This is a genomic window from Ectothiorhodospira lacustris (genome assembly GCF_022227785.1).
Lineage (GTDB): Bacteria > Pseudomonadota > Gammaproteobacteria > Ectothiorhodospirales > Ectothiorhodospiraceae > Ectothiorhodospira > Ectothiorhodospira lacustris.
In genome coordinates, this window is the sequence record NZ_JAJNQM010000044.1 from 1 (window position 1) to 18,014 (window position 18,014).

Annotated in this window: 14 protein-coding genes and 2 tRNA genes; 3 read left to right on the forward strand and 13 right to left on the reverse strand. The window is 63.1% G+C overall.

Translation table 11 applies throughout. The features are described 5' to 3' along the window. The first annotated feature begins 12 nt into the window (after positions 1–12). Positions 13–1,668, forward strand: coding sequence for a ThiF family adenylyltransferase (locus LQ952_RS09755; protein ID WP_347402066.1), 1,656 nt, complete (start codon positions 13–15; stop codon positions 1,666–1,668). Between the two features lie 50 nt (positions 1,669–1,718). Beyond that, positions 1,719–2,933: a glycosyltransferase gene (locus LQ952_RS09760; protein WP_238622469.1), complete on the forward strand. Its 1,215-nt coding sequence runs from the start codon at positions 1,719–1,721 to the stop codon at positions 2,931–2,933. Positions 2,934–3,026: 93 nt separating this feature from the next. On the opposite strand, the gene prsR is transcribed toward LQ952_RS09760, so the two are convergent. The 7 genes from prsR to LQ952_RS09795 form a co-directional block, all read right to left on the reverse strand. Beyond that, positions 3,027–4,400, reverse strand: a complete 1,374-nt coding sequence (gene prsR, locus LQ952_RS09765) for a PEP-CTERM-box response regulator transcription factor (protein ID WP_238622470.1) — start codon at positions 4,398–4,400, stop codon at positions 3,027–3,029. Positions 4,401–4,412: 12 nt separating this feature from the next. Then, positions 4,413–6,545, reverse strand: a complete 2,133-nt coding sequence (gene prsK, locus LQ952_RS09770) for an XrtA/PEP-CTERM system histidine kinase PrsK (RefSeq protein ID WP_238622471.1) — start codon at positions 6,543–6,545, stop codon at positions 4,413–4,415. Positions 6,546–6,643: 98 nt separating this feature from the next. Beyond that, the gene (locus LQ952_RS09775) at positions 6,644–8,167 is read right to left on the reverse strand and encodes a TIGR03013 family XrtA/PEP-CTERM system glycosyltransferase (protein WP_238622472.1); all 1,524 of its coding nucleotides are present in this window, start codon (positions 8,165–8,167) and stop codon (positions 6,644–6,646) included. A gap of 370 nt (positions 8,168–8,537) precedes the next feature. Further along, positions 8,538–8,613: transfer RNA gene (locus LQ952_RS09780), tRNA-Thr, on the reverse strand. A gap of 91 nt (positions 8,614–8,704) precedes the next feature. Next, the gene (locus tag LQ952_RS09785) at positions 8,705–9,337 is read right to left on the reverse strand and encodes a hypothetical protein (RefSeq protein WP_238622473.1); all 633 of its coding nucleotides are present in this window, start codon (positions 9,335–9,337) and stop codon (positions 8,705–8,707) included. Then, a complete protein-coding gene (locus LQ952_RS09790; RefSeq protein WP_255722444.1) occupies positions 9,337–10,092 on the reverse strand; it encodes a type III pantothenate kinase in 756 nt (251 codons plus the stop codon). Before LQ952_RS09790 ends, LQ952_RS09785 begins: the two co-directional genes overlap by 1 nt. Next, entirely contained in the window at positions 10,089–11,081 is a 993-nt protein-coding gene (locus tag LQ952_RS09795; protein WP_238622475.1) for a biotin--[acetyl-CoA-carboxylase] ligase, read from the reverse strand. The genes LQ952_RS09790 and LQ952_RS09795 overlap by 4 nt, the downstream gene beginning before the upstream one ends. 108 nt (positions 11,082–11,189) lie before the next feature. Between LQ952_RS09795 and LQ952_RS15890 the strand changes: the two genes are divergently transcribed. Further along, complete coding sequence (locus LQ952_RS15890) at positions 11,190–11,795, forward strand: lytic transglycosylase domain-containing protein (protein WP_347402065.1); 606 nt, start codon at positions 11,190–11,192, stop codon at positions 11,793–11,795. Here the strand turns inward: LQ952_RS15890 and pgeF are convergent. The 6 genes from pgeF to LQ952_RS09835 all read right to left on the reverse strand — a co-directional run bounded on the left by pgeF (position 11,776) and on the right by LQ952_RS09835 (position 17,958). Further along, positions 11,776–12,522, reverse strand: coding sequence for a peptidoglycan editing factor PgeF (gene pgeF, locus LQ952_RS09810; RefSeq protein ID WP_238622476.1), 747 nt, complete (start codon positions 12,520–12,522; stop codon positions 11,776–11,778). The genes LQ952_RS15890 and pgeF overlap by 20 nt on opposite strands. A 58-nt stretch (positions 12,523–12,580) precedes the next feature. Then, complete coding sequence (locus tag LQ952_RS09815) at positions 12,581–13,876, reverse strand: sensor domain-containing diguanylate cyclase (protein WP_238622477.1); 1,296 nt, start codon at positions 13,874–13,876, stop codon at positions 12,581–12,583. Positions 13,877–14,265: 389 nt separating this feature from the next. Then, positions 14,266–14,341: transfer RNA gene (locus LQ952_RS09820), tRNA-Phe, on the reverse strand. Positions 14,342–14,448: 107 nt separating this feature from the next. Further along, the gene (locus LQ952_RS09825) at positions 14,449–14,721 is read right to left on the reverse strand and encodes an oxidative damage protection protein (protein WP_238622478.1); all 273 of its coding nucleotides are present in this window, start codon (positions 14,719–14,721) and stop codon (positions 14,449–14,451) included. Next, positions 14,687–15,784, reverse strand: a complete 1,098-nt coding sequence (mutY, locus tag LQ952_RS09830; RefSeq protein WP_238622479.1) for an A/G-specific adenine glycosylase — start codon at positions 15,782–15,784, stop codon at positions 14,687–14,689. Before mutY ends, LQ952_RS09825 begins: the two co-directional genes overlap by 35 nt. Continuing rightward, positions 15,781–17,958, reverse strand: a complete 2,178-nt coding sequence (locus LQ952_RS09835; protein ID WP_238622480.1) for an AsmA family protein — start codon at positions 17,956–17,958, stop codon at positions 15,781–15,783. Before LQ952_RS09835 ends, mutY begins: the two co-directional genes overlap by 4 nt. Positions 17,959–18,014 lie beyond the last annotated feature (56 nt).

Here is an 18,014-nt window from a genome sequence, read left to right on the forward strand (position 1 = left end):
CAGTCAGAAAACATAGATGCCTTCTTAAACGACGTCGATCTATTCGTGGATGGTCTCGATTTTTTTGCCCCAAGACTTCGAGCCGAAGTGTTCTCGGCCTGCGCCGCACGCGGCATTCCTGCAATTACAGCAGGACCAATCGGCATGGGCACGGCCTACATTATATTCATGCCTGATGGGATGTCGTTTGAAGAATATTTCTGCCTGAGTGGCTTACCCGAGGAAAAGCAGTATGTGAATTTCCTGCTAGGTCTCACTCCATCGGCTCCTCACCGGTCTTATCTCGTGGATCCACAGCGGGTCAACCTCCCGGAAAAACGAGGCCCTTCCACGATCATGGCCTGTCAACTCTGTGCGGGCGTGACCGCAACTGAGGCCCTGAAAATTCTGCTTCAACGGGGTCCGGTTTATCCAGCACCCTACTTCCACAGTTTTGATGCCTATCGGATGACCTATAGTCGTGGCAAATTGCGCTGGGGCAACCGCGGCCCCCTGCAAACACTCAAGCGTCAGCTTGGATATCGCCAAGTAGCCAAAATCACCCAACATTCAGCCATGCTACAGGAACAAGACGCTGCTCCTGCCGGGATACTTCAAGCCATCCTCTCCCAGGCCCGCTGGGCCCCCAGCGGCGACAACACCCAGCCCTGGCGTTTCGAAATTCACGACGACACCCGCTTCACCATCCACGGCCACGACACCCGTGACCATGTGATCTACGACCTGCGGGGCCGTGCCAGCCAGATCGCGCTGGGCGGATTGCTGGAAACCCTGGACATCGCCGCCGCTACCCATGGATTTCGTTGCGACATCCAGCGACGGCTGGATGCGCCTGAAAACCGGCCCACATTCGACGTGCAACTGATCGAAAGCCCGGCACGAAGCCATCCCCTGGCACCCTTCATTGCGGCCCGTAGTACCCAGCGCCGATCCATGCAGCGCCGCCCCCTTACATCCCGTCATCGTGATGCGCTGGAAGCCGCCGTGGGTCCGGATCATTATGTGGTCTGGCTGCAGGAACCGGGGGAACGGCGTCGCATGGCCAGACTGCTCTGGGATAACGCTCTGGTCCGCCTGACCACCCCCGAGGCTTACCCGGTCCACAGCAGCATCATCGACTGGAATGCACAGTACAGCACCGAGCGCATCCCCGATCAGGCACTGGGCATGGATCCCCTGGGGCTGAAACTGATGCGCTGGGCACTGGCCAGTTGGCAACGGGTTCATTTCCTCAACCGCTACCTGGGCGGCACCCTGCTGCCGAGATTGCAGATGGACCTGCTCCCGGCCCTGAACTGTGGGGCACATTTCGTCATCGTTTCCAGGCAGCCGCTGACCACCATGGACGACTACATTGCCGGTGGCCGGGCCATGCAGCGTTTCTGGCTGACCGCAACCCGGCTCGGCCTGCAATTCCAGCCGGAGATGACGCCGCTGATCTTCGCCTCCTATATTCATGGACAGGTGGAATTCAGCCGGGAGTCCAAATCCATGGAACGGGCCGTTCGCCTGACCCGGGATCTGCAGGCCCTGGCGGGCGAGACCGCGGTACACCAGGGAGTCTTCATGGGGCGGGTCGGCTACGGTCCCAATCCGGCGGCACGGTCCCTGCGCCTGCCCCTGTCAAAATTGCTCAAGACTTCCGGACACGACAAAATTACTTCATGACCGCGATCTTTCATCCCGATAAAACACACAGTCCAGGGATGGAAAGTAAAATGCCGGCACACCACCAGGCGGACAGGAAACGCATCCTGTTCGTCGGTGAATCCGTCACTCTGGCCCATGTGGTGCGCCCCATGGTGATGGCCCGTGGCCTGGATCCTGCCCGCTACCAGATCATATTTGCCTGTGATGACCGCTACCTGAAACTTTTCGATGCCCTGCCCGGGGATCTGCGCCCCCTGCGGACGATTCCTTCGAGGGATTTTCTGGAAAACCTTGCCAAGGGTAAAGCGGTTTACGACAAGCCTACCCTGCGAGACTACGTACGCTCGGATCTTGAACTACTGGAATCCACTCGACCGGACCTTGTCGTGGGAGACTTCCGGATCTCCCTGGGCATCAGCGCGCGCCTTTGCAAGGTGCCTTACGTCACCATCACCAACGCCTACTGGTCCCCCTACTCACGCCTGAAATTTCCGCTACCCGAACATCCGATCACCCGGGTGTTCGGGGTCGGGCTGTCCGAGTGGTTTTTCTCCAGGCTACAGCCCACGATCTTTGCCCTGCATGCCCAGGGGCTCAATACCATCCGCAGGGAATACGGGCTACCCAGCCTGGGCGGCAGCCTGCAGAAGGCTTACACGGACGCTGACCTGACACTCTATGCGGACATCCCGGCATTTGTGCCGACCACTTCCCTACCGGCCAACCATCAGTGGCTTGGTCCGATACTCTGGTCGCCGGACAGTCCCAGACCCGACTGGTGGGACACGCTGCCGGAGGACCGCCCCATCGTCTACGTCGCCCTGGGCAGTTCCGGGGATCAGCGGATCCTGCCCCGCATCCTGCAGGGTCTGGCCGCCCTGCCCGTAACCGTCATTGCCGCCACCTCCGGCCGCACCCTGAACGACCTCCCCGACAACGCCCTGACTGCCGATTTCCTGCCGGGCATTGAGGCCGCGGCCCGATCATCGCTGATGATCTGTAACGGCGGTAGCCTTTCCACCCAGCAGGCGCTAGCCGCCGGCGTGCCGATCCTCGGGATTGCCGACAACATGGATCAGTACCTAAACATGATGTGTGTTGAAAAATCCGGCACGGGGACACGGATGCGCGCCGGACAGGTCTCTCCCGAGGGAATCGCCAGACTGGCGAGTCAACTGCTTGAGGTGCCCGACTATGCGGAAAACGCCCAAACGTGGGCCAGGATCGTAGCGGAACATGACACCGGCCTGCGCTTCGAAAGACAGATCAGGTCACTTTTGTAGAGCACCTTATAGAGCACCGGCTCGACCACATCCGGCACAAGGGCGCCGAGGGATCCGGCGTCCAGGCCGGCGCCATCGTAGGGCACGCCGGATTCAGGCATCCTCTTTGCCTAAATCATGCTTCTTCAACAAATCATATAGCGTCGGCCGGCTCACCCCCAGCAGTTCAGCCGCCCGGGAGATATTGCCCCCCACCATCTGCAATGTCCGCCGCACCGCCTTGCCTTCCGCCTCGTCGCGTACCCGACGCAGGTTGAGCATGAGCGGGTCTTCGCCGTCGGCCGACAGTTCCAGATCCTCCGCCGTCACCTGGTTGCCTTCGGCCATGATCACCGCCCGCTTGATGCGATTTTCCAGTTCCCGCACGTTGCCCGGCCAGTCATGGCGTTCGATGGCGCTCTGGGCATCCTGTGAGAAACCGCGCATGGTACGCCCCTGCTTGCCGGCAAATCGTTCCAACAGCACACGGGCCAGCAGGTGGGCGTCACCGATACGATCCTTCAGGGCCGGGATATGGATGGTGATTTCACTGATACGGTAGAACAGGTCCTCGCGGAACCGGTCCTCGGCAATGAGGGTGGAAAGGTCCTGGTGGGTGGCACAGACCACCCGTACGTCCACGGGGATCTCTCCCCGGCCGCCGATGCGCTCGATGACCCGCTCCTGCAAAAACCGCAGCAGCTTGGCCTGCAGAGGCATGGGCAGGTCGCCCACTTCGTCCAGGAACAGGGTGCCGCCGTCGGCGTACTCGATCTTGCCCCGGGTCTGCTTGACGGCACCGGTGAAGGCGCCTTTTTCATAGCCGAACAGTTCGCTTTCCAGCAGGTTTTCCGGGATGGCGGCGCAGTTGATGGCCACGAAGGGGCCTTTATTGCGGCGACTCAGCCCATGGAGGGCCTGGGCAATCACTTCCTTGCCGGTGCCGCTGTCGCCCAGCAGCAGGGTAGTGGCATCGGTGGGCGCCACCTTTTCCACGGTGCGGCAGACCTTGAGCATCTCCGGGCTGGCGGCAATGAGGCCCGGCAGGGGTTCGGTGGCCTGGCGGGCCGACAGGCGGCGGTTTTCCGCTTCCAGTTCGAACAGGCGGTGAGCACGCCTGACGATGAGATTGAGGATGTCCGCGTCCACCGGCTTCTGGTAGAAATCGTAGGCCCCCAGGGCCACGGCCTTGACGGCGTTGTCGCGGTCGTTGTTGCCGGTGACCACGATCACCTTGGTCTCCGGGGCCAGGGAGAGGATCTGCTCCAAGGTGGCAAGACCTTCGGTGGCACCGCCCGGATCCGGCGGCAGGCCCAGGTCCAGGGTGACCACGGAGGGTTCGCCGCGACGCAACTGGGCAATGGCCTCCTCCCGGTTCTGAGCGGTCAGGACCTCGAAGTCGTCAAAACACCAGCGCAGCTGACTGAGCAGGCCGGGGTCGTCCTCCACCAGGAGAAGTACGGGATTTTGCTGAGTGCTTCCGGTCAACGTCTGGGTGCCTCACTGGCCGTGGTCTGGTTGCTTTTCTGCGAGCGGGAGAGGGGCTTCTTCTTGTTCCTGGGCCAAAGGAATACTGATCCGGAATCGCGACCCCACGCCCGGTTCGCTCCACACCTCCAGATCCCCCCCCAGGGCGCGAACGAATTCACGGCTTTCATAGGCGCCGATGCCCATGCCTGTGAGTCCCTTGGTGGTATCAAAGGGCCGGAACAGGCGTTCGCGGATGAACTCGGCCGTCATGCCGGTGCCGCTGTCGCGGATCTCCAGGTAAGCCTGGCGGCTGTCACGCCGGAGATTGAGCCTCACCTCGCCCTCGGGCGGCGTGGCTTCCTGGGCATTCTGGATCAGATGATTCATCACGGACAGCAATCTCTCCGGGTCAGCCAATACCGGGATCGGCGCTCCATTGTGAGCCAGTTCCGGCATCGGTGCACGCCCCTGAGCCTGCGCCACGGCGCGGGCGGCCAGAAGTGCCACATCCACCGGCGCCATGTCACGCCCCGGATCTCCGGTACGCAACTGCAGCATGAGCTTGTTCATGCGCTCCACGGCGTTTTCCACCGTGCCGATGGCATCCTTGAGAAAGGCCGGATTGTCGCCATGGCGCCGGGCATTGCTGACCACCAGGGACAGCTGGGCGATCAGGTTCTTCAGGTCATGCACCACATAGGCGGACAGCCGGTTGAAGGCCTCGAACTGCCGGGCCTCGGACAGGGCCTGCAGGGCCTGCATCTGGGCCAGATGGCTGGCGGCCTGAAGCCCGGCGGTCTTGAGCAGGTCCCGGTCCTCCCAGTTCATGGTGCGGTGGGCCCTGGGGGGCAGCAGCACCACGAAGCCCAGCAATTCCTGCCCTTGTTTCAATGGAATCAGCAGCCAGATCCGTTCACTGAGCCGTATCCAGTCCGGTAGCCGCAGACCGGGATGGCGGTGGGGTTCGGACCGGCATTCCTCCACGTCCAGCACCCAGCCCGTGTCCAGCAGATAGCAGGCCAGACTGCCGTCCATCGGCTCGGCATGGTGGCCGGCCTCGGCCATGTTGATCTGGGCCATCTGGGTGAAATGCCGACCGCCGCTGCGCATCCACAGCTGCCCACCGGGGCTGTCGACGATATCCGCCAGGGCGCGGATCACCCGGGTGGGCAGGGCCTCATGCCGGGTCTCGTCGGCCAGGGTGGAGATGAAACGCAGCCACTCTTCCCGATAGTCGTACTTGTAGTTAAAAAAGTGTTTGCTGACAAAGACCTTGAACTGAGCGCGCAGGCGCCCGGAGGCAGCCAGCGCCAACAGGCTCACCAGGGCAGCAAACAGGAATACGACTTGGAATACCTTGCCCCATTCACCGCCGAAGACCCGCAGATAGTAGCCTGCCGCCGCCATCAGCAGTAGATAGACACCGGCCCCCAACAGGGTGGCTGTGTGGAAGACCATGCCCCGAGAGACATAGACATCCAGGGACCACCGGGGATTGCGGGCGGCAGACACGGCGATCAGGGGCACTACCAAAGCGTTGATGAATCCCCTCGCCTCCCACAGACCTGCATCCACGTTGCGAAACAGCAGGGACTCGGCGTACATGTAAAAATCGAACAGATAGATGCCTCCCACACCGAGGCACAGATATTTGATCGCCCACCGCCCCTCCCGGGAAGTATTGCGGTAGATCTGTTCCACCAGCAACAGGGCAATGAGGGTCAGCAAGAGCTTGCCGCCGAGGAGGACATCCCCGCGCATCCAGGCCTCCGGCAGCATGGAATGGAGCAGCAGGTAGATGGATAGCCCCAGGATCAGCAGCAATGCCGCCACACCCAGCAAGATGAGAGGACGACCCGGATCAGTATTCGCGGCGTCTGCCGGGGATGAGGGCGTGCCGGGGCGTGCCTGCCAGAGCAACCCCCAGAGAAATCCGATCCAGGCCGCATCCCGGAGCAGTTCGGCGGGGAAAGCAAGGAACAGGGGGATGCGTTCGGGCCAAGCGGCCTGGGCGGCCAGGGTCAGCGCCCAGAGGATGCCGGCAGCGGCGGCCAGGATCAGCAAGGCGCCCTGCAGGCGGCGCTGCCAGCCGATCAGCAGCACGGCCAGCAGAGCGAAAAAGCCGGTGGCGGCGATGGCGTATCCGGTCACGCCCAGGGACACGGGAAACCTCCATGGTCATCCCTCCTCCCCGCCCGCGTGGGAGAGGGTCGGGGTGAGGGAGAACGATGCCTGCGGGGGAGCGTGAAGGCTGACCGCTGTCAGCGCGAGCCTCTGCCCCAGAGAACGACTTCCACGGTCTGGACAATGGTCAGCAGATCCAGGGACATGCTCTGATTCTTCACATAATAAAGATCGTATTTGAGCTTCTCGAAGGCATCCTTCTCGGAGGCCCCGTATGGGTAATGGATCTGGGCCCAACCGGTGAGCCCCGGCTTGACCCAGTGGCGATGGTGATAATAGGGGAGTTTGCCGCCCAGTTGTTCCACAAACTCGGGGCGCTCGGGCCGTGGACCGACGAAGCTCATGTCGCCGCGCAGCACGTTGATGAGTTGGGGCAACTCATCCAGTCGTGTCTTGCGCATGAAGGCACCAAAGCGGGTGACCCGGGGATCGGATTTCTGGGCCCAGCGGGCCACGCCGTCCTTCTCAGCATCCATGATCATGCTGCGGAACTTGAACAGCGTGAAGGGCTTGCCATGCTGCCCGGTGCGCACCTGGCGGAAGACGACCGAACCCTGCCCCTTGCTCTCGATCATGACGGCGACGGCACAGATCAGCATGAAGGGCCAGACAAAGGCCAGCATGGCCAGACTGGTGACCACGTCCAGTGCGCGCTTGGCATACTGCTGATAGAGGGTCTGGCGAAAGCCCCGTCCGAAGATCATGCTGGAGGGACGCAAGATATCCAGCTTGAGCAAACCCGCCTCCCGCTCGAAGAAGTCGGCGATGTCCAGCACATGCAGACCCTGCATCTTGCAATGCATCAACTCCTCCGCCGGAAAGCCGCCGCGGGGATCATCATAGGCGATGACAAGATCGTCCACGTGATGACTGCGCACGAACTCGGGTAACGGGGTGTCCAGCCTCAGCGTGGAATCACTGGCCACCTTGGTCTTTTCCCCGGGTCTGGGCACAAACCCCACGAGGATGAAACCCACCTGATCGGACTTGCGCCGCAGGCGATTGAACAGTTGGGCAGACTCCCCCGCCCCCAGTACCAGCACCCGCCGCTTGAAGGCATCGTGAGCCAGCAGCCGGAAAATGCCGAAACGGGTGACCAATATGCCGGGAATGGCCAGGCCCATGGCGATGGCCATGATGCCACGACCAAAGTACAGGTCCGGAAAGACATAAAAGAGCATGGACATCATGGCGACCGACAGCAGGGCGGCGCCCAGGATCCGTAGTACCACTGCGTTGGCGCCACCGCGGAATCCCCGTCGGTAAAGGCCCATACTCAGCATACCCACCATGCCCAGCACAACAAAGGCCAGCATCTGCAGGGACCAGATGATGTCCAATACGGCCGGGAGGGGCGGTGGAAACGGAAGTTTGATGAAACAGGCGGCCAGAAGTGCCAGGCCGAAGACCAGGGCCTCGGCGGAGGCCAGGAAAATGACCGGGGTGGAGATATCCCGTCCGAGGATATTGATATGACCGTGCCTGACCCTGACCGGCCGCTTTATCCCCGCCGTAGCCGAACTCAGCCCACTGTGGGATGTGTTACGAACGCCGGGTTGAGGTTGAACTTCATATTCTGCGCTGTCGACGACGGTAGCCAACACCCTATTTTCTGCTGGATTGCCCATACCCAAACCTCTCTCTTGCTTGGGTGACACGCGGTGATCAACCTGATCCTGGAGTGACGGCAGGTATGTCGATACCTGCCGTCCTTTACACCATGCCACGGACTTATATGACGTGTGTCACACATACTATGTGACGCAGCTCACACTTTTCAAGCCCTACGGCTGAGGATAGTCGATTTTTTTGACAGTGTCTAAGGGGCAGACGAACCGGAGCAGGCCATTCGAGCAGCTTGAACGGCTGACGGGAGGCACAAGGGGAGCATACGGGAGGCATAAGGTCAACGGGTGGGCCGCAGCTCCATGTAAGGTCCGCACCTTTGGGCAAGGAAAAATCATACCAAGATGGTGCCGGCACCAGGAGTCGAACCCGGGACCTACTGATTACAAGTCAGTTGCTCTACCAGCTGAGCTATACCGGCCTTGCCCACGTTAAGACAACAGGTGAACTCTACCATCACGTGCAGTGATTGGGTATCCCTCACCGGCTTTCAGGCAAGGTCCCAAGGCAATTTACCGACACGTCCGCTCCACCAGCAAAATGCCCTCGGGCAACCCTGGAAGCAACGCCCCAAGCATTTGCAAGGAGACATCCACCTCGACCCAGTACAGGGTCACATCCCGGTAGCGCGTCTCAATGACGGGCTCCAGCCCGATCCCGCGCACCTGCTCCAGGCGTCTCAAGGCCCTGGCGTGCTCGGAGAACAGCCCCAGTGACAGGCCATCCCGATGGGGACCGTCGGTGATGATGAAATGATCATTCATCCCCCGGGCCGCCAGCATTGCCATGGCCGCCTGCGCCCCGGCTCGACCGTCAGTGGGCTCAAGCACCACCCAGTAGGACAGGGGCATGGACTCGACCATGGGCCGCACACGGTATAACAACCCTTCGCCCGATAGCAGGGCCTGCAAGGGAGCGGCCGCCCGGGGGGTATTGAAGGGTCCCAGGCTGACGCAGGCAGCCCTCCCTGCCTGCGATATCCCATCCGTGGAAGGCACGCCTTCACTCAGCAACCGAAGCAGGGGAATGTCGGCGCGCTGCTGCATTGGCACCGGCTCCAGAGCGTGCTCCGACGCAGGCCGTGCCGGTCCATACAGCAGATACGCCAGGTTCAGCATCAGCAATAGCAGAAACAGCCACCGCATCAATCGCGATCCGCCACGTGGGCCAACCCCCGAAATACCAGGTGCGGCTCCACGGACCAGTCGTCATCCAGCAGTGGTTGAAGGTGCCGGGCATCGCCACCGGTGAGCAATCGAGCCGGAGCAACGCCGTCAGCGCCCATGTTCTTGAGCAGTCCACGACTCAGATGCGCAATAGCGGCCGCCAGACCTTGCAGCGTCCCCGAGGCCACCGCGTCGGCCGTACAGACCGCCACGTGGCAATCATCCTTCCCCTCGGTCATGCCGGCCACCCCCGGTGCCCGTCCCAGGCTGCGACGCATAAGTCCCAGCCCCGGCAGGATCAGGCCGCCCCGATGGCGCCCTTCCGGTACCAGCAGGTCCAGGGTCACCGCCGTGCCGCAGTCCACGATGATGGCGGTTTCATGTCCCAGCGCCCTGGCACCGGCCATGGCCGCGTAGCGATCCAGCCCGAGCCGGGCCGGCTCAAGATAGTCGCTGTAAATCCCATGCAGGGCAGGGTCCGATGAAAAGAAGCGCGGGACAGGCCAGCCCCGAACCTCGCACAATTCACGACAGGCGCACCGAAAATCATGCCCAAGCACCTCCACCACCCAGACCGCCTCGGGCGTGACCGATCCCAGGGCGGCATCAAGACGGCGCGGAAGATCCGCCCAGTCGCTCCCGCCGTGGGCCACCCCCCCGGAAGCTCCCGGCACGCCCGCTTCCCAGCAGCTCCATTTGACACGGGTGTTACCCCCGTCCAGCAGCAGTTTCATGGATCGGCCCGCAAGCTGACCTCCCCCGCCTCCACAAGCTCCATGCCCCCCGCGGTCAGCACCCGCAACCGCCCACCGGCATCCACACCGCACCCTGTACCCTCCAGGGTGCGGGTTCCCCGGACCACCACCGACCGGCCGGCGCAGGCATCATGGGCCAACCACTGCGCCCGGTAGGCGGCAAAGCCGGGGTCGGGATAGGCGATAAGCATGTCGGTCAAGGCCTCCAAGAGCCTGGCGGCCAGGACATTGCGGGACACAGCCGGATCCAGGCCGGCGCCCTGTAGATCGCCATAGGGCTGATCGATGGGCAAGCCTTCGGGCAGACGCAGATTCAGTCCCAGACCCAGGATCAAACCGGCCCCAGAACCTGCCTGGGCGTGCCCTTCCACCAGGATGCCCCCCAGCTTGCGGCCATGGACCAGGATGTCATTGGGCCATTTCAGGCTCAGCCCCCGGGCACCCAGGCTTTCCAGCACCCGGATGACCACCACCCCCGTCGCCAGGGTGATGGTGGGGTCCGGTACAGGCCAGTGGTGGATATCCCAGAGGATGGACAAGGGCAGCCCGGAGCCCGGCGGCATGAGCCACTGCCGTCCCCGACGTCCGCGCCCGGCCCACTGGATATCGGCCACACAGGCCATCGGCGGTGCCATCCCCTGGCGGCGCATCTGCGCCAACCGGGTATTGGTGGAGTCCACCTGTTCCAGGACGTGTAGCTTCAGGCCGCGGTCACCGCCGGTGCCGGCCGCCCTGATGCGCGCCTCATCCAGCAACTCCAGCGGATCCCGAAGGCCCACTCGGGCCTCCGTCCTCAGCAATGCAAGGCCCAGGGAGTCCAGGATATCCAACCCCGCTTCAACCTCGGACTCCGCAATGGACAGATGCTGCGCCAGTTCCGCCCGGGGCCAGGCGGACCGCCGGGCAAGCGCCCTGAGCAGGCCGTCCGGAAAAACCGGGCGATTATCGGTGAATGAATGACCAGACATGCGTGGTGCCGGTTTTTAGGTTATCCATTATGATCTGCGCAGAGAGGTCCAAACACAATGCATCGCTTCCTCCGACGATGGGGCAAACCGGCGGCACTGACAATATCAGTGCTTGCCCTCTGCCTGCCCATCGGTCTGGGCGCGGATATCTACATCTACAGGGACCGGGACGGCACCCCTTTGTTCACGGACCGGCGCGACATGGGCCCGGACTATACCTTTGTGGGGCGCTATGGCCGCCCCACCGCCTCCCATGCCTGCCGTGGCGTGACCCGCACCATCATGAATCAGCGCGCCCTGGATCATCTGCTCACCATCCGCCATTACGCGCGCCATCATGGGGTCGACGAGGAGATGATTCGGGCCATCATCATGGTGGAATCCTGTTTCGATCGCCACGCCGTCTCCCGGGTGGGCGCAGAGGGCCTGATGCAATTGATGCCGGGCACCGCCCGGGAGCTGGGCGTGAGCAATGCCTTTGATGCCGCCGAGAACATCCGCGGCGGCGTCACCTATTTCGCGCGGATGCTGGAACGCTTCGACCATGACGTGACCCTGGCTCTGGCCGCCTATAATGCCGGCCCGGGAGCCGTGGAGCGCCATGGTGGTGTGCCACCGTTTGCCGAAACCCGTCAATACATCATACGTGTGATGGAGCAGTACCAATACCTGCGTCCGGAGGCCGGGATAACCCTCAGTCCACCAACCAGATGAGCGTGGCCATGCGCCCGGTCTCCCCGTCCCGGCGAAAGGAATAGAAACGGCGTGCGTCACTGAAGGTGCAGGCGGTTTCCGCCTGAATGCTGCGTAGGCCGCAGGCCGCCAACCGTCGTCGTGCCCGCATCCGCAGATCCGCCAGCCAGCGCCCTGTCGAGGACGGCGCAAAGGCGTCATGGGCGCCCGGATCCTGCTGCAGAAAGGCGGCCCGCACCTCGTCTCCCACCTCGAAGGCGCCGGGACCGATGCAGGGCCCCAGCCAGGCCATCAGTTCCCCGGGCGGGCAGCCCAGGGCCTCAACCGTGGCCTCCAGCACCCCGCCGGCCAGCCCCCGCCAGCCGGCGTGGGCCGCCCCCACCCGGGTGCCGGCGTGGTCACAGAACAATACCGGCAGGCAGTCCGCCGTCATCACCACGCAGGGCGGCCCCGGTGCAAAGGCAACCACCGCGTCCGCCGCTGGCTGATCACCGCAACAACTGGTTTCCACCACGCGGATGCCATGCACCTGATGAAGCCAGCACGGCTCGCGGGGCAGACCCAGGCGCTGCCTCAGCAGACGGCGATTGTGGATCACGGCCTTCGGGTCATCCCCGTTATTCAGGCCCAGATTGAAGTCGTCAAACGGGGGCCGGCTGACGCCCCCGGCGCGGGTCGTCGAGATCGAACGCACACCGGCCGGTGCCGGCCAGGCGGGTACGAGCAATCCGGGTTCGGCACAGCGCATGGTTTCCCCCTTCGGGAAAGGGCCTGTCGTCCCGCACATGGGATAAATAATCAACAGGTCAGAACGGGGCCAGAGCCACCTGATTCCGGCCATTGTGCTTGGCCTTGTAAAGGGCCTCGTCGGCCCGGCTCAAGCTCGCGTCCGGACTACCGTCTTCAGGGCTGAGCCGCGTGATACCAATGCTCACGGTCATCGCAATGATGGCCCCCGGTGTCACGGCCGGGGTGGATTTCACCTTGCGGCGAAGGCGTTCCGCCAGAACCAGAGCCTCCTGCTCCGTGGTCCCCGGCAGCAGGATCGCAAACTCTTCACCGCCGGTACGGGCGGGCAGATCCATCCTGCGCAGGCAACTTTGCAGGATATCGGCAAAGTGCTGCAACACCAGATCACCGGAGGAATGCCCATAGGTATCATTGATGTTCTTGAAGTAATCCAGATCCACCATCAGTAAGGTCGAGGGCTGATGCGGTCGGCGCCGAACGCGGGCCAGTTCATCGGTCATACGGGCGATGAAGTGACGGCGATTGAAAAGCCCGGTCAGAAAATCCGTGGTGGCCATGCGGCGCAATTCGGATTCCAGTTTCTTGCGGGCGCCGATGTCCGAAAGGGTCCCCACCACGCGCAGGGGCCGGCCACCCTCATCCCGGCGGGCAACACGGCCCCGCGCCAGCACCCACTTCCACCCTCCATCCTTGCAGCGCATGCGAAATTCACACATATAGTGGGAAGAGTCCCCCTGCAAATGATCCTGCAGGGCGCCGGAAAACCCCCTCAAGTCATCCGGATGCACCAGACTCACCCACTGTTCGAAGCTCTTGTCCAGTTCCGCATCCGAGAACCCGATGATCTGCCGAAAACGGGCACAGTAGACCACGTCATTAGACTCCAGGTCCCAGTCCCAGACCCCGTCACCGGCACCAAACAGGGCAAAGCGCCAACGCAGCGAGCTTTCCGTCAGACCATCCGCCCAGGGAGAGGGCAGACCCGGGGACTCATCCCGGGACTCATTGACCTCGGTCAGCACACACAGGAAGTGTCGATCCGAATCCGCATCCAGACGATTCAGGTGCACAAGGACCTCGAACTTGTGACCATTGGCATCCCGGCATTGTGCTCTGAGCTGCTGGGGACGAGACAGGGTGCAGCAACTCTCCATCAGATCCGCCAGCCCGGCAACATTCAGAGAGAACAGGAAATGGGTCAGATCAGGCCACTGACTGCGATCTTCCGGCAGGGCCAGACGATCACGCGCCGAGGGGTTGGCCTCAAGGATGGTCCCGTCGATATCCACACTGAGCAACGGCAACGGCAGGTTCCGGAAAACGGCCATTGCCCCGGTTGCAGCTTTTTCCATAAGCGGCCAATCCACAACATTCTGCTCCCGTCAGGCCTTTAGGGAAGTTTTGAAAAAGTCCCTTGCCGTCACTTCCGCGAGGACGTCTCGTCATCACCCCCGCAAGAGCGTCTCGTCGTAACCTCCGCAAGGGCGTCTCGTCATCACCCCCGCGAAGGCTCCCCGTCGTCACTCCCGCGAAGGCGGGAGCCCAGGCCTTTCCGACTCGTGACTGGATTCCCGCATTCGCGGGAATGACCTGTTCAGACCAGGGAACCACCTGCCCATACACGGCAATGACGGGTTCAGAACATCCTCAGGAGGCTCTCCGTCGTTCCCTAGCATAGCGTCTTTTTGTAGCGGCGCAGACGAAAAAAAACCCCGGCAGCCAAGCAGCCGGGGTTTTTGTATGGTGGCCAGGGACGGAATCGAACCGCCGACACGGGGATTTTCAATCCCCTGCTCTACCAACTGAGCTACCTGGCCTTTTTGTCTTTTTCACCGCACCAAACTGCGGTGCGGCGAAGTTGCGTATTAAAGCGGCATCAGGCGCTTTCGTCAAGCCCCCTGAAACCAACCCACGTGATTTTTTCCTACTTGGTGGGATCCACGTAGCCTTCCGGCATGCTGGCTCCCTCGCCGAAGAAGAATTTTTCCATCTCTTCTTCCAGGAACTTGCGGGCCTTGGGATCAACCGTGGCCAACCGGTACTCGTTGATGAGCATGGTCTGATGCCGGATCCACTTCTGCCACGCCTCCTTGGAGACGTTGTCGTAGATTTTCTTGCCCAGGTCACCGGGATAGGGCGCAAAATCCAGCCCCTCGGCCTCGTTACCCAGGTAGACGCAATTCACCATGCGAGCCATTGATCTCTCCGTCCTCATGCGCAATATGATCCAGAAGCCGGGCCACCGGCGCGGCAAGCCCCAGCTCCGAACGAGCTTCAGGTTTATACCAGACCCGGCCAGGGGCTTCCATCACACTGGCCGCGGGGTCTTTCACCCACAGTCGCAACGGGGCGATGTGCAACCGAAAATGGGTGAAGACATGCACGAAGGGCTGCAGTGGATGCTCCTCGTCTACTTCCGTGCCCAGATGACGCAGGCACCACTGATCCGCCTCCTGAACGGATGACACCTCCGGAAATCCCCACAGCCCGCCCCACAGGCCCGTCGGTGGCCGCTGTTCCAGCAGGATCCCCTCGGGGCCACGGATGATGAGCATCACCGTGCTGCGCCGGGGCTGCTCCCGCCGGGGGCGGGGCGTAGGCAGGAGGGACTGACGACCGGTGGCATGAGCCACACAGTCCGACTGTACGGGACAGCCCCCGCAGGCGGGCCGACTGCGGGTGCAGACGGTGGCCCCCAGGTCCATGATGGCCTGGGTGTAGTCGGCCACCCGCGCTGACGGCGTCAGGGCCTCCGCCAGCGCCCAGAGCCGGCGGGAGACCGCCGTCGTGCCGGGCCAGCCCTCCACACCGCGATGGCGGGCCAATACCCGCTTGACGTTACCGTCCAAAATGGCCCGGCGCTGACCGCAAGCAATGGACAGGATGGCCGCGGCCGTTGAACGACCAATACCGGGCAGGGCCTCCAGGCCCTCGGGGGTATCCGGAAAATGGCCCTGATGCTGCGCCACCACCTGCCGTGCCGCCCGATGCAGATTGCGGGCCCGGGCGTAATAACCCAGGCCGGACCAGTGGTGCAGCACTTCGTCGATGGGCGCCCGCGCCAGGGCCGCCACATCCGGGAAACGGCCCATGAAACGCTGGTAATAGGGAATCACCGTCACCACCTGAGTCTGCTGCAGCATGATCTCCGAGACCCAGACCCGGTAGGGGCTGATCTCCTGCTGCCAGGGCAGATCATGGCGCCCGTGCCGGTCAAACCAGTCCAGCAGACGGGCGCCGAAGTCCTGTGCAGCGCTCAACGGAGCCGATCCAGTAGACGGTCGCCCAGCTGATCGCGGATACGGTCCGCTTCCTGCTGCACCCGGTCACGCTGCTGGTCGATCAAGGGCTGAACCTTTTCTTCCACCCGCTCCTGCACCTGCTGCTCCAGCCGCTCCCGCTCCTGATCCAGCCGTCCGCTGACCACGCCGGCCAGGTCCAGACCGAAACGGGGTTCGCTGAACGTGCCGCGGATGGTGATGGGCAGATTCACGTTGCGCAGGTCATCCAGGGAACGCCCCCCCTGCCCCTCCAGGGTGGCCACCAGGCCGGTATCCAGACGGTAGTCCAGCCGCTCCCGGTTCAGATCCACGGTGCCCCGCCCACGCACCCGCAACAGCGGCGAGGACGCCTGCAGGTCCTGATTATCAACCACCCCGTTGTTGATCCTGAAACTGCCGGTCAGCTCGGTGAAGTCGGTCTGCACCGGTTCGTCGGCCGGCTCGACGGCACGCCCCCGCAACCGACCTTCCGCGTCGCGGATGATCTGGGCCACATTGATCCCTTTCACCGCACCATCGGCAAAGCGCAGATCCCCATCGCCATTGAGGCCGGCGATCAGGGCCTTGACCGAATCGCCGCGGCTGTTCAGGTCAAGCCGCAGGTTGGCAGTGCCGGTGACCATCGGTGCCTCGCCGGTGAGGTCCTGGAGCAAATTGCCCATGCGCACCCCTTGCAAATTGCTGCGGGCCTGGAAACGGGGGATCTCCCCCCGGGCATCCAGCCCCAGAGCACCTTCCACCCGACCGTCATACAGCGCGGCGCGGAAGGGACGCAGCTCCACCTGGCCGTCCCGGGCACGCAGCTCCAGCACCACGTCGGACAGGTGCAGGTTGCCGACCACCAGTCGGCCGATGCCCAGATCGCCGCTGAGGTTCAGCGGCCGCAACAGTGCCAGCGGCAGGTCGATGGTTTCCTCCGGCCAGCCGTCCCGGGGAGCCGGTACCTGACCCGCACCGGGCGCGGGTCTGTCCTCGGCGGGCGGCAGGTAATGATCCAGATTGATGCGATCCACCTGTAGGGACAGGTTGATGGCGGGCGTGGCAAAACCACTGACGGTGGCCCGCCCCGTCAGGGTGGTCTCGTCCAGGGTGACCATGAGCTGGCTCAGATCCAGACGCTCCCCCTGCATCACAAAGCCCAGGTCCAGGGCAGCATTCTTGAGTACGTCGGGATTGGCGGTCTCGGGTTCTTCCATGCCCAGGGCCTGCATCAATTGGCGGGGATTGATGCGACCGCTGCGCAGCTCGCCGTGCACACGGGGTTCATCGGTGAGTGACTCCACCTTCATCAGGCCGGTGAGCTGGGTGTCGAAGGCGGTTACGGTCAACCGTTCCAGCGTGGCCGTGTCGTTGCGCAGGTCCGCCCACAGATCCCCTTCAAGGCGTGCCAGGATGGGGGCCGGCAGGGTCTCGCCGCGGGCATCCAGTGTTGCCGTCAGGCGCCGCAGGCCATAGCGTTGATTGGCCACATCCAAATACAACAGGGCCGACAGGTCGGTGACCGCCGTCAGGGCCGGCTCTCCCAGCCGGGTCTGGAAGGTAAGTTCCAGCGGGGTCTCCTGCCCCAGACGCAGACGGCCCAGGGTCAGATTGAAGGGGTCCACCACCAGATCGGTACCCGCCTGGGCGTCACGCCAGCGTACCCGGGCGTCAATGACCTCAATGCCGGCAATGTCCAACCCCCTCAGGGCCGACGGGAGGGCATCCGACTCCGAAGGCGGCGTCTCTGCGGACACCTCCGGGGCGTCCACGTCTTTCAGCAGATCGTCCCAGTTGCTGCGCCCCCGGGCATCCCGTGCCAGATTCAGATCCAGCCCTTCCAGACGCACCCGTTCCACCTGGAGTTCACGACGCAGCAGGGGCAGCATGGCGACTGCCACATCCACTTCCCGGATGCGAGCGAAGTGGTCATCGGGGAAGCCTTCCCCGTTGGCCAGGGTGGTTTCCCCTAACGCCAGGGCCAGGCGCGGGAAGATGGACAGCCCGATGTCGCCGCTGATGGTGAGTTCCCGGCCGGTCTGTTCCTGGACGGCGGTGCTGATGCGATCCTTGTAGGCGTTGGGATCGAAGGTGGCCAGCAGGAAGATCAGCAGGGCCACGAACAGCACCAGCACGAGCGCCACGGCCATCAGGGCACGTTTGATCCATTTCATCGGGTACATACCTCATTTGGGTCGGAGTACGTATTGGGTCTTGCCACTGTTGCAGT

Coding starts and splice junctions, on each gene's coding strand:
- LQ952_RS09760 (WP_238622469.1), top strand. CDS start 1,719: ATGCCGGCACACCACCAGGCGGACAGGAAACGCATCCTGTTCGTCGGT.
- LQ952_RS09785 (WP_238622473.1), bottom strand. CDS start 9,337: ATGCGGTGGCTGTTTCTGCTATTGCTGATGCTGAACCTGGCGTATCTG.
- LQ952_RS09790 (WP_255722444.1), bottom strand. CDS start 10,092: ATGAAACTGCTGCTGGACGGGGGTAACACCCGTGTCAAATGGAGCTGC.
- LQ952_RS09795 (WP_238622475.1), bottom strand. CDS start 11,081: ATGTCTGGTCATTCATTCACCGATAATCGCCCGGTTTTTCCGGACGGC.
- pgeF (WP_238622476.1), bottom strand. CDS start 12,522: ATGCGCTGTGCCGAACCCGGATTGCTCGTACCCGCCTGGCCGGCACCG.
- LQ952_RS09815 (WP_238622477.1), bottom strand. CDS start 13,876: ATGGAAAAAGCTGCAACCGGGGCAATGGCCGTTTTCCGGAACCTGCCG.
- LQ952_RS09825 (WP_238622478.1), bottom strand. CDS start 14,721: ATGGCTCGCATGGTGAATTGCGTCTACCTGGGTAACGAGGCCGAGGGG.
- LQ952_RS09835 (WP_238622480.1), bottom strand. CDS start 17,958: ATGAAATGGATCAAACGTGCCCTGATGGCCGTGGCGCTCGTGCTGGTG.